Consider the following 11,948-nt stretch of genomic DNA (forward strand, 5'->3'; position numbering starts at 1 on the left):
GAGCGGCCGCTACCGCCGCTTGCGCCTCTCCCGGACCCGCTGCTGGAGGATGATCGGAGTTCCCACGAAGCCGTACTCCTCGCGCAGCCGACGCTCGATGAAGCGTTCATAGGACGCCTCGAGCTTGCCGCTGGTGAACAGGATGATCACGGGCGGAGCGGTGGAGGCCTGGGTGCCGAACATCAGCTTGGGCTGCTTCCCACTGCGGACCGGGTGGGGGTGCTCGGCGACCAGGCGACCGAGGAAGGAGTTCAGCGCGCCGGTCGACACACGGGTCTCCCACCCGGCCAGCGCCTTGTCTAGGGCGGGCACCAGGCGGTCGATGTGCCAGCCCGTTCGCGCGGTCACGTTGATCCGCGGCGCCCAGCCCACCTGCACCAGAGCTTGCTCGACCTCCCGGTCCAGGTAGTAGCGGCGCTCCTCGTCGACCAGATCCCACTTGTTGAACGCGATCACCAACGCCCGGCCGGCGTCGCGCACGCTCTGCAGGATCCGCACGTCCTGCTCGCTGATCGACTGCGAAGCATCGAGGACGAGTACGGCGACCTCGGCGCGGTCGATGGCGGCCGAGGTCCGCAACGAGGCGTAGTACTCGTGCCCGGAGGCCTCCTTGACCCGCTTGCGGATACCGGCGGTGTCGATGAACCGCCACGTGCGCCCGCCGAGCTCGACCAGTTCGTCGACCGGATCGACGGTGGTGCCCGCCACGGAGTCGACGACTGCCCGCTCGGCACCGGCCAGCTTGTTGAGCAGCGAGGACTTGCCGACGTTGGGCTTGCCGACGATGGCCACCCGACGCGGACCGCCGACCTCGGCGTCAACGTCCGGCGGTGGCTCCGGGAGCGCCGCCAAGATGGCGTCCAACAGGTCGCCGCTCCCCCGGCCGTGCAGCCCCGAGACCGGGAACGGCTCGCCGAGGCCGAGGTTCCACAGCGCGTGGGCCTCCGTCTCGGTGCGCATGTCGTCCACCTTGTTGGCCGCCAGCACTACCGGCTTTCCAGACCGGCGCAGGACGCGTACGACGGCCTCGTCGGCGTCGGTGATTCCGACGATGGCGTCCACCACGAAGAGCACGGCGTCGGCCAGCGACACCGCGATCTCGGCCTGGGCGGCGATCCGCTCGGCGAGGCCGCGCGCGTCGGGGACCCAGCCACCGGTGTCGACGACGGTGAAGGCGCGACCGTTCCAGTTCGCGTCGTAGGACACGCGGTCTCGGGTCACGCCCGGCACGTCCTCGACGACCGCCTCCCGGCGGCCCAGGATCCGGTTGACCAGCGTGGACTTGCCTACGTTGGGCCGGCCGACCACGGCCAGCACCGGCACCGGACCGCTCACGCCGGGTCCCCCACCGCGCCGGCCTGCTCGACCAGCGCGACCACCCGGTCGATCACCTCGTCCAGGGTCAGGTCGGTGCTGTCGATGTGCGCCGCGCCCTCGGCCATCACCAAGGGCGCGGTGGCCCGGCCTGAGTCGATCCGGTCCCGGTTGAGCAGCGACTCCTCGGTGGCCGACACGTCGGCGCCGCCCTCCTCCAGAGCGCGCCGCCGCGCCCGGGCGGCCGGATCGGCGGTGAGATAGATCTTCACCTCGGCGTCCGGCGCCACCACCGAGCCGATGTCACGGCCCTCGACGACGATGCCGCCGTCGCCGATCACGGCGCGCTGCAGATCCAGCAGCCGGGCCCGCACCTCGGGCACGGCGCTGACCGGGCTGACCGCTGCGTTCACCTCGTCGGAGCGGATCGCCGTCGCCACGTCACGTTCACCGACGACGATCGCCGGGCGACGAGGGTCGGTCCCCGACACGATCTCCGGTGCGCCGGCGTACGACGCCACGGCGCGCGGGTCGTTCACATCCACGCCGTGCTCGAGCATCCACCACGTCATGGCGCGGAACATCGCACCCGTGTCGAGGTAGCGCAGTCCGAGGCGCTCAGCCACTCCACGCGAGGTGCTCGACTTGCCCGAGCCGGAGGTGCCGTCGATGGCGATGACTGGTCCGGCACTCGGGTTGTTCACGGAGCACACCCTAGCGACCACCCTCGGCAACCGGTCTCAGCGATGGGTCTCCCAGCCGCGCGACTCCAGCGACTTCAACAGCTGCTCGGCACGAGCGTCCTCGACGACCACCTCGACCAGACCCATCGCCCGACCCGGGTCATGGTCAATGTGGATGTCCTCGATGTTGACGCCGCTGTCGCCGGCGTCCGCGAACAGCCTGGCCAGCTCGCCGGGATGGTCCGGCACCGCCACGAACACCGAGGCGGTCGGCGAGGCCGGCGCGCCGTGCTTGCCTGGGATGGCGCGGGTGCCGGCAACTCCGAGATCCAGCAGCCGCTCCAGCTCGGTGCGCTCCCCTGTCGCGACCGCACTCATCATGGCGTCCAGCTCCGCGCGCACCTCGGCGAGCACGTCCAACACGGCAGGCGCGTTGGCGCCGATGATCTGCAGCCACATGCCAGGCTCGCTGCCCGCGATGCGGGTCACGTCCCGCACCCCCTGACCCGACAGCACCAAGTGCTCCGGAGGAGCGTCCGCCAGGCGGGCCGCCACCAGCGCGGAGAGCAGCTGGGGCAGGTGTGAGGTGCGCGCCACGGCGCGGTCGTGCTCGTCGGGCGGCAACACGACGGGTACGGCGCCACAGGTGCGGGCCAGCTCGACCACCAGCGCGGTAGCCTCCTCCGCCGCATCCGGGTGGGGCGTCACCGCCCACGGCCGGCCGTCGAACAATGAGGCCGTGGCTGCCAGCGGACCCGACCGCTCGCTGCCGGCCATCGGATGGCTCCCGACGTAGCGGTGAGCATGCTGCCGAGAGGCTGCCAACACCTCACGCAGCGGCTCGGACTTCACGCTGCCCACGTCGGTGACCACCGCGTCAGAGGTGGCCAGCTCGCTGATCAGCGTCTCGCCGAGATGATCGGGTGGGACAGCGACCACGATCAGCTGGGCGGTGTCGCCGTCGACGGCTGCCCGGCCAGCGCCGAGCCCGGTCGCGGTCCGCAGGTGTTGATGGGAGATGTCGCTGAGCTGCACCTCCAGGCCGGCGCGGCGGCACGCCAGCCCGACAGAGGTGCCGAGCAACCCGGCACCGACCACCCGCACCGGTCCGACCAGGCTGTCGCTCACGACCGCTCCTCGTCGGGCACCGCGTGGACCCGGTTCAGGTCGCGTCGCAGTCCGGCCGCTCCGTGCAGATAGCAGTGGGTGATCTCCGCACGCGGCAGATCGGTCTCCACGTGCGCCATCATCCGCACCACCCGCGGCATCGAGCCCGCGATCTCCAGCTCACGCGCGCAGATCAGCGGCACGTCGGCGAAGCCGAGACGGCGCGCCGCATAGGCCGGGAACTCCGAGACCAGGTCCGAGGTCGCGGTGAAGATCACCGAGATGAAGTCATCGACGACCAGCCCGTTGGACGTCATCACGTCCAGGACCATCTCCGCCACCCGATCGAGCATGTGCTCCCGGGTGTCCAACTCCAGCTGGGTCGCCGCCCGCACCGCTCGCACCGCCACTCGGACAGCCTAATGGCCCTAGAGCTGAGCGCTGTCGAGGAGGGAGCCGAGCTCGGTGGAGGTCAGCTCGCGGAGCTCACCTGGCTTGAGGTCGCCTGTCTTTGGGTCGCGCAGTCGAACCGGGCCGATGGCGGTGCGGGTCAGCCTGCGGACGGGGTGGCCGACGTGGTCGAGTAGCCGCCGGACGATCCGGTTGCGGCCTTCGTGGATGACCAGCTCGACGATGGCCCTCCCCTGGGCTTTGCCTTCGCCGCGGGTGACCAGCCTGGCCGCGGAGACAGTCACCGGGCCGTCGTCGAGGACGACTCCCGCTCGCAGGCGGGCGAGGGTCGCCTTGGTCGGCGTACCCTCCACTTCGGCGACGTAGGTCTTGTCCACCTCGAAGGAGGGGTGGGCCATCCGCTGGGCGAACTCTCCGTCGTTGGTGAGCAGCAGCAGACCGTCGGTGTCCGTGTCGAGCCGCCCGACGTGGAAGAGACGACCTCGTTCGGGTGCCTTCTCGTCGAGGACGTCTTGTAGGGTGCGGCGTCCCTGCGGGTCGGACATGGTGGAGACGACGCCACGCGGCTTGTTCAACACGACGTAGACATGCGCCGACACCGGCGGCAGCCGCTGTCCCTCCACCCGGATCACGGCCGTGCGTGGGTCGATCTTGGTGCCTAGCCGGGTCACCACCTCGCCGTCGACCTCGACCAGTCCGGCCAGCATCAGCTCCTCGCACCGGCGACGGGAGGCGACCCCGGACTGGGCCAGCAACTTCTGCAGCCGGACCAGCTCAGCGTCGTCGGTCACTCCTCGATCCCGCCAGCGAAGGCGACCAGGTCGTCCTCGAGGTCGTCCATGTCGGGGAGGTACGGCGCCAGCTCGGGCAGCTCGTCGAGGGAGGTGACCCCGATCCGCTCCAAGAAGTAGCCGGTCGTGCGATAGAGCGTCGCGCCGTGCTCGCCGTCGTGGCCGGCCTCCTCGACCAGTCCGCGGGTGAGCAGGGTGCGCATCACGCCGTCGACGTTGACGCCGCGGATCGCCGAGACCCGAGCACGCGAGACGGGCTGCTTGTAGGCGACCACGGCCAGCGTCTCCAGCGCGGCCTGGGTGAGCCGGGCCTGCTGCCCGTCGAGGACGAACCCCTCCACCACGGGGGCGAACTCGTCGCGGGTGTAGAACCGCCAGCCGCCGGCGACGTTGCGCAGCTCGAAGCCGCGACCCTGCTGGGTGTACTCCTCGGCGAGGGCAGCCAGCGCCGCGGACACCTCGTCGACCGGATAGCCCACCGCCGACGCCAGCGCGACCTGGTCGAGCGGCTCGTCGGCGACCATCAAGATGGCCTCCAACGAGGGTCGCAGCGACGCCACCGGCACGGCCAGGGTCTCCTCGACGTTGGTCTGGTCGAGGTCGGTCTGGTCCTGCTCCACGATCTCGCTCACGGTTGCTCCTCGCTCGCTGCCTGTGCTGGGTCCATCTCTGTCTCGCCGTCGAACTCGTCGACGATGTCGATCTCGCCGTCCTCGCTGCCGGTCCACCGGATGGTGAGCTCACCCAGCGGGCTGACCTGCTCGAAGGCCACTGCGCCCTCGCGGAACAGCTCCAGCAGCGACAAGAAGCGGGCCACCGTCGTGAGCGTGTCCGGGGAGTCGCCACACAGCGCTCGGAAGGTCATCGTGCCCTGGCGCCGCAGTCGCTCCACCACGACCGCGGCCTGTTCGCGCACGCTGACCCGCGGGGCGTGGATGTGCTGCAGGGACAGCTCAGGGACCGGCTTCGGCTCCATCGCCTTGGCCGCGAGTCCGGCGAAGGCGTCCAGGCCGATGCCGATCAGCACCTCCGGCAACAGCGTGGCGAAACGCTCCTCGAGTCCCACCGCCCGCGGGTGCCGGCGGGACTCCCCCGCCAGTCGCTGCTCCAGCACGGTGGCGACCTGCTTGAACGCGCGATACTGCAGCAGCCGGGCGAAGAGCAGGTCCCGTGCCTCCAGCAGCGCGAGATCCTCCTCGTCCTCGACATCGCCCTGCGGCAGCAGGCGGGCCGCTTTGAGGTCGAGGAGCGTCGCGGCCACGAGCAGGAACGACGTGGTCTGCTCGAGGTCCCACACCTCACCGCCGGCCTTCACGTGCGCGATGAACTCGTCGGTGACCGTGGAGAGCGAGATCTCGGTGATGTCGAGCTTGTGCTTGGCGATCAGGTTGAGCAGCAAGTCGAACGGGCCCTCGAAGTTGTCCAGGCGCACCTCGAACGCCGGTGCCGCACCCTCCGGCTCGCCTGTGGTCGTCAGCGACTGCTCGGCCAGCTCGGTCATTCCTCGCTCAACCGTCGGACCAAGGCACTGTCGTCACCGCGGCTCTCGAACTCCTCCAGCACCAGTGCCAGCGCCTCGCGCACGAGTCGACCGCGGTCGACCGCGAGCCCGTGCTGGGCACGCAGCGCCAACCGGGTCTGCTCGAGATGCAAGAGCTCGGCCGAGGTGACGTAGACCGTCATCTTCTCGTCGTGTCGGACTCGGCCGCTGGGACGACGGCGCAACGGCTCCTCGGCGGCCTCCTGCTGGTCGGGCACCGCGCGGACCGGGCTGCTTGGCTCCTCCTCGGTCGGGCGGAACAGGTCGTCGGCGGTGGGCATGCTTACCCGTCGAGACACCGTGCCACCACCTCCTTGGCGAGTTGACGGTAGGCCTCCGCGCCGGTCGAGTCGGCGGCGTAGGTGGTGATCGGCTCACCGGCCACCGTGGAGTCGGAGAACTTGATGGTCCGCCGGATCACGGTGTGGAAGACCGCGTCGCCCCAGGCCTCGACCAGGCGCTGCATCACCTCACGGCTGTGCAGGGTGCGGCCGTCGAACATGGTGCCGAGCACACCGTCGATCTCGAGGTCGGGGTTCAGCCGCTCGCGGACCTTGTCGATGGTGTTCTTCAGCAGCGCCACGCCGCGCAGGGCGAAATACTCGCACTCCAACGGCACGATCACCCCGTCGGAGGCGGTCAGCGCGTTGACGGTGAGCAGCCCGAGGGAGGGCTGGCAGTCGATCAGGATGACGTCGTACTTCTCGATGGCCGGCTTGAGCACCCGCGCCAGCGTCTGCTCACGCGCAACCTCGTGGACCAACTGCACCTCGGCGGCAGAAAGGTCGATGTTGGAGGGCAGCAGGTCCATCCCGGGGACACCGGTCGGCACGATCACGTCGTCGACCGAGGTGCCCGGCTGCATGAGCAGGTTGTAGACGGTGTACTCCATCTCGTGCGGGTTCAACCCGAGCCCGACCGAGAGCGAGCCCTGAGGGTCGAAGTCGACGAGCAGCACCTTGCGGCCGTACTCCGCGAGGGTGGCGCCGAGGTTGATCGTCGTGGTGGTCTTGCCGACGCCGCCCTTCTGGTTGCACATCGCGATGACCCGCCCGTTGCCGTGCTCGGTGAGCGGGCGCGGCTCGGGGGTCCGGGGCAGCGGTCGTCCGGTCGGTCCGATCGGACGCGGTGCCTCCTCCTCTGACAGGTCCTCCGGCTCCGGCGGGGGAAAGGGGATCGGCTCACTCATCGGGATCTGGCCTCCTGGGGAAGGGGGAGGGACGATCGAGGGGGTCAGGGGCGGCATCTCGGGAGCGTTCGCTCCCGGTTGCCCCCGATAACCCGAGAACGTTCCACCACCGTCCATGGGCACTCCTCATCTATTTGTCGACTCGGCGACATTCACGCCTTCTCGCGTCAGGCTAAGTCGGCGTGCTCGGCCATCACAACACGACGCGCGGATACCCCCAGGACCCACTGAAATCTGTTGAGGAGCCGCGCTGAGAGTGCACACCCTCGGCCAGCCTGTGGAGACAACTGTGCATAGAGCCTCCACAGCGCGTCACCGCAACTCGCGCAGCGCCGTGGTGGTCAGCACCAGCTCGCCGCAGGCGTCGGAGGCGTCGCAGTCGACGGTCGCCTCGAGCACCCAGTCATGGTCTCCGGCCGGGTCGGCGAGAGTCTGCCGGACCTGCCGCACTCGAGTCCCCTCGGCGTCCTGCTCTTCGACGCCGAGGTCGAGGTACGCCGGGCCGCGCGCGTCGGCGTCGGTGCCGATCGACTGGTGCTGGGCGTAGTAGGCCTCCAGCGCGGTGTCCCACGCTGCGCGACTCATCACCACCTCGTGTGGTGGGTCGCACTTCTCGGCCGCCTCCAGCTCCACTCGCTCCAGTCCGGCCGGGTCGTCGCGGGCGCAGAGCTCCACGCGCGCGAACAGGGCGTTGCGGATCATCACCGCGAAGGTCCGCTCCTGACGCGACAGCGGTCTCGGCGGCGCGGGGGCGGCCAACCGCTCGCGGGCGTGCTCGGGGTCGGTGAGCGACTCCCACTCGTCCAGCAGCGAGGAGTCGGTCTGGCGCACCGTCTCCCCCAGCCAGTCGATCAACTCGTCGAGCTCGGGCGGGCGGTGTGCGTCGGGGACGGTCTGGCGCAGCGTGCGGTAGGCGTCGCTGAGATAGCGGAGCAGCAGCCCCTCGGACCTGGCGATCCGGTAGCGGGCCACCATGTCGGTGAAGCCCATCCCCTGCTCCCACATCTCGCGCACCACCGACTTGGGCTCCAGGGCATGGGCGCCGACCCAGGGATGGCTCTGCCGGTAGAGCTCGAAGGTCGCCTCCAACAGCTCCGCCAGCGGTTGCGGCCAGGTGACCTCCTCGAGCAGCCGCATCCGCTCGTCGTAGTCGATGCCGTCGGCCTTCATCTCCTCCACCGCCGCCCCACGGGCGGCGAACTGTTGGGCGACCAGCACCTGCCGGGGCGAGTCCAAGACGGCTTCGATGACCGAGACCACGTCGAGCGGATAGCTCGGCTGCTCCGGGTCGAGGACGTCGAGGGCGGCGAGCGCAAAGTGGGCGAGCGGCTGGTTGAGGGCGAAGTCCTCGGGCAGGTCCACGGTCAGCACGTAGCGGCGACCGAACTCGTCGGGCTGATCCAGCCGGGTGACCACTCCGGAGCGAACCAGGCTGCGGGTCAGCCGAAGCGCTCGCCGGGCGAGCCGGAGCTGGTTGCGTCGCGACTCGTGGTTGTCGGTGAGCAGGCGGCGCAGGACACCGAAGGCGTCCTCTTCGCGAGCCAGCACGTTGACCACCATCGCGTTGTCGACCTTCATCCGTGACGGCAGCGGTTCAGGTCCACCCGAGACCAGCTTGAGAAAGGTCTGCTCGCTCCACACCACGGCGCCCTCAGGCGGTCGCTTGAGCTGCGCCTTGCTGCGCTTCTTAGGGTTCGCCGCGTTCTTGGCCTCCGCTTTCGCCTTGGCGCGTTCGTTCTCGATGACGTGCTCGGGCGCCTGGACGACGACGTACCCGGCGGTGTCGAAGCCGGCCCGTCCGGCGCGGCCGGCGATCTGGTGGAACTCGCGGGTGCGCAGCACCCGCTGCCGATTGCCGTCGAACTTGGCGAGTCCGGTGAAGAGCACGGTCCTGATCGGGACGTTGATGCCGACCCCGAGGGTGTCGGTGCCACAGATGACACGGAGGTGGCCGGACTGGGCGAGAGTCTCCACGAGGCGGCGATAGCGGGGCAGCATGCCGGCATGGTGGACGCCGATGCCGGTTCGGAGGAGCCGGGACAGCGTCTTGCCGAAGCCGGCTCCGAACCGGAAGCCGCCGACCGCCTCGCTGCGGGCCTGGCGGGTGGTCTTGTCCTCGGTGAACGGCGGTCGGGCGAGCAGCGACGTGGCGTGCTCGACGGCAGCCGCCTGGGTGAAGTGGACGACGTAGACGGGCCCCTGGCCGGTGGTGAGGAGCTCCTCGAGCGTGTCGGCGAGCGGCTCCAGCGACCAGGTGAAGGTGAGCGGCACCGGGCGCTCGGCGTCGTCGACGACCGCGGTGGTCCGGCCGGTGCGCCGAGTCAGGTCGGCCGCAAGCTCGCGGACGTCACCCAGGGTGGCTGACATCAGCAGGAACTGGCTCGACGTGAGCTCCAGGAGCGGCACCTGCCAGGCCCAGCCGCGGTCCGGCTCGGCGTAGAAATGGAACTCGTCCATCACCACCAGGCCCACATCGGCCCGGTCCCCCTCGCGCAGGGCGATGTTGGCGAGCACCTCGGTGGTGCAGACGACGATCGGCGCGTCGGCGTTGACCGCGGCGTCCCCGGTGAGCATGCCGACCTGGTCGGCTCCGAACCAGGCGCAGAGGTCGAAGAACTTCTCACTGACCAGGGCTTTGATCGGTGCGGTGTACCACGCTCGTCGGCCCTCGGCGAGGGCTCCGGTGATCGCTCCGGTGGCCACCAGCGACTTGCCCGATCCGGTCGGTGTCGCGAGCACGACGTTGCCACCACCGAGGAGCTCGATCAGCGCCTCGTCCTGGTGCGGATAGAGGCTGAGCCCCTGGGCGGAGACGCGGGCGGCGAAGGCGTCGTACGCCTCGTCGGGTGTGCTCACCCCAGCGCTCGCGGATGGGCGGAGGCGAACACCTCGCGGAGGTTGTCGACGGTGACCAGGGTGTAGACCTGCGTGGTGGTGACCGAGGCGTGCCCGAGCAGCTCTTGGACCACCCGCACGTCGGCGCCGCCCTCCAGCAGATGCGTGGCGAAGGAGTGCCGCATCGTGTGGGGCGAGACATCCCGCGTCACCCCGGCACGCTGCGCGGCCCGGCTGAGCACCGCCCAGGCGCTCTGCCGGGACAGCCGGCCACCGCGCGCGTTGAGGAACATCGCGGGGGTGCCCCGGCCGGCGGCCACCAGCTCCGGTCGGCCGCGGACCAGGTAGGCCGTCACCGCCTCCCTCGCGAACGAGCCCACCGGCACCAGTCGCTGCTTGCCGCCCTTGCCGCGGAGCAGCACGGTGCCGTCCTCCAGGTCGAGGTCGTCGACGTCGAGGCCGATCGCCTCGGAGATTCGAGCACCCGTGCCGTAGAGCACCTCCAACAGGGCCCGGTCCCGAAGGGCCAGCGTCGTGCCGGGAGCCCCCGCTGCCTCCAAGATCGCCTCGACGTCAGACAGGGGCAGTGCCTTCGGCAGCCGCTTGGCGGGCGCGGGCGGTCGCACGGCAGCGGCGGGGTCGGTCTGGGCAAGTCCGTCCCGGACCGCGAACTTGTGGAAGCCGCGGACCGCCACGACCGTCCTCGCCGCGGACGAGGCACCGAGCGGCGGATGATCGGCGTCGCCCTCACGCAGCCTCATCAAGAAGTCGGACACGGTGGCCTCGGTGACCTCGTCCAGAGCCTCGACGCCGTGGGCGTCGAGATGCTCGAGGTAGCGGCGCAGGTCGCGGCGGTACGACGACAGCGTGTTGGCCGCCAACCCCCGCTCGACCGCCAAGTGGTCGAGGTAGGTCCGCACGGCCCGGGCGAGCCCGGTGCTGGTCGCCGGGTCAGCCAAGCACGCTCTCCAGGGAGACGGCGCTCATCTGGTGCGCCTCGCCAACGGGATCGTTGGTGAGCTGGCCGGCGTGCGTGTTGAGGCCCTTGGCGAGCGAGGCGTCGGCTCGACAGGCCTGCTGCCAGCCCTTGTCGGCCAGCGCGACTGTGAACGGCAACGTCGCGTTGGTCAGCGCGTAGGTCGAGGTGTTCGGCACCGCACCCGGCATGTTCGCCACGCAGTAGAAGATCGAGTTGTGCACCTCGAAGGTCGGCTCGGCGTGCGTGGTCGGATGGGTGTCCTCGAAGCAGCCGCCCTGGTCCACCGCGATGTCGACCAGCACCGAGCCCGGCTTCATCTGCGCCACCAGGTCGTTGGTGACCAGCTTCGGTGCCTTCGCACCCGGGATCAGCACCGCTCCGATCACCATGTCGGCCTCCATCACCTGCTGCTGGATGGCCAGCTTCGACGACGCCAGGCCGTGCACCCGGTTGTTGTAACGCCAAAACGACATCCGCAGCTTGTCCAGATCGGTGTCCAACAGCGTGACATCGGCACCCATCCCCAACGCGATGTTGGCGGCGTTCTGCCCCGAGACACCAGCTCCAATGATGACGACCTTCGCGTTGGCGACTCCGCCCACCCCGCCCATCAGCACGCCGCGACCGCCCTGGGCCTTCATCAGCGAGTAGGCGCCCACCTGTGGTGCCAGGCAGCCAGCGACCTCCGACATCGGGTAGAGCAGCGGCAGGCCACCCGAGGGCAGCTGCACGGTCTCGTAGGCGATCGCGGTCACCCGCCGGTCGAGCAGCTCCTGGGTCAACGGCTGGTCGGCGGCCAGGTGCAGGTAGGTGAACAGCACCAGCCCGTCGCGCATCCGGTGATACTCCTCGGCGATCGGCTCCTTGACCTTCAACACCATGTCGACGCCGCCCCACACGTCGTCGGCGCTGTCGAGGATCGTGGCCCCTTCCGCGACGTACTCCTCGTCGCTGATCTGGGACCCGAGACCGGCACCTGCCTCCACGAACACCTGATGGCCATGCGCGGTGAGCTCGTGCGCGCCGACCGGGGTCAACGCCACCCGATACTCGTGGTTCTTGACTTCCTTGGGAACGCCGATCTTCAAGGCATCGCTCC

The 11,948-nt window shown here is 69.9% G+C and carries 12 protein-coding genes; all 12 read right to left on the reverse strand.

The window, feature by feature from the left end:
• Positions 1-9 precede the first annotated feature (9 nt).
• The 12 genes from der to ald all read right to left on the reverse strand — a co-directional run bounded on the left by der (position 10) and on the right by ald (position 11,937).
• A complete protein-coding gene (gene der, locus QM714_RS04695; RefSeq protein ID WP_415098066.1) occupies positions 10-1,335 on the reverse strand; it encodes a ribosome biogenesis GTPase Der in 1,326 nt (441 codons plus the stop codon).
• On the reverse strand, positions 1,332-2,018 hold the full coding sequence (gene cmk, locus QM714_RS04700; protein ID WP_415098068.1) for a (d)CMP kinase: 687 nt from the start codon (positions 2,016-2,018) through the stop codon (positions 1,332-1,334). The genes der and cmk overlap by 4 nt, the downstream gene beginning before the upstream one ends.
• Before the next feature lie 36 nt (positions 2,019-2,054).
• The gene (locus QM714_RS04705) at positions 2,055-3,125 is read right to left on the reverse strand and encodes a prephenate dehydrogenase (protein ID WP_415098070.1); all 1,071 of its coding nucleotides are present in this window, start codon (positions 3,123-3,125) and stop codon (positions 2,055-2,057) included.
• Complete coding sequence (aroH, locus tag QM714_RS04710; protein ID WP_415098072.1) at positions 3,122-3,514, reverse strand: chorismate mutase; 393 nt, start codon at positions 3,512-3,514, stop codon at positions 3,122-3,124. Before aroH ends, QM714_RS04705 begins: the two co-directional genes overlap by 4 nt.
• An 18-nt stretch (positions 3,515-3,532) precedes the next feature.
• A complete protein-coding gene (locus tag QM714_RS04715) occupies positions 3,533-4,306 on the reverse strand; it encodes a pseudouridine synthase (RefSeq protein ID WP_415098074.1) in 774 nt (257 codons plus the stop codon).
• Positions 4,303-4,929 (reverse strand): SMC-Scp complex subunit ScpB, encoded by a 627-nt coding sequence (scpB, locus tag QM714_RS04720; RefSeq protein WP_415100977.1) that lies wholly within the window; start codon positions 4,927-4,929, stop codon positions 4,303-4,305. The genes QM714_RS04715 and scpB overlap by 4 nt, the downstream gene beginning before the upstream one ends.
• Positions 4,930-4,934: 5 nt before the next feature.
• Positions 4,935-5,807, reverse strand: a complete 873-nt coding sequence (locus QM714_RS04725) for a segregation and condensation protein A (RefSeq protein ID WP_415098076.1) — start codon at positions 5,805-5,807, stop codon at positions 4,935-4,937.
• A complete protein-coding gene (locus tag QM714_RS04730) occupies positions 5,804-6,145 on the reverse strand; it encodes a hypothetical protein (protein WP_415098078.1) in 342 nt (113 codons plus the stop codon). The genes QM714_RS04725 and QM714_RS04730 overlap by 4 nt, the downstream gene beginning before the upstream one ends.
• Positions 6,130-7,035, reverse strand: a complete 906-nt coding sequence (locus QM714_RS04735; protein WP_415098080.1) for a ParA family protein — start codon at positions 7,033-7,035, stop codon at positions 6,130-6,132. The genes QM714_RS04730 and QM714_RS04735 overlap by 16 nt, the downstream gene beginning before the upstream one ends.
• 312 nt (positions 7,036-7,347) lie before the next feature.
• Positions 7,348-9,891, reverse strand: coding sequence for a DEAD/DEAH box helicase (locus tag QM714_RS04740; protein ID WP_415098082.1), 2,544 nt, complete (start codon positions 9,889-9,891; stop codon positions 7,348-7,350).
• Entirely contained in the window at positions 9,888-10,829 is a 942-nt protein-coding gene (gene xerD, locus QM714_RS04745) for a site-specific tyrosine recombinase XerD (RefSeq protein ID WP_415098084.1), read from the reverse strand. Before xerD ends, QM714_RS04740 begins: the two co-directional genes overlap by 4 nt.
• Positions 10,822-11,937 (reverse strand): alanine dehydrogenase, encoded by a 1,116-nt coding sequence (gene ald, locus QM714_RS04750; RefSeq protein ID WP_415098086.1) that lies wholly within the window; start codon positions 11,935-11,937, stop codon positions 10,822-10,824. The genes xerD and ald overlap by 8 nt, the downstream gene beginning before the upstream one ends.
• Positions 11,938-11,948: the final 11 nt, after the last annotated feature.

Source organism: Nocardioides sp. (genome assembly GCF_047602075.1).
Lineage (GTDB): Bacteria > Actinomycetota > Actinomycetes > Propionibacteriales > Nocardioidaceae > Nocardioides.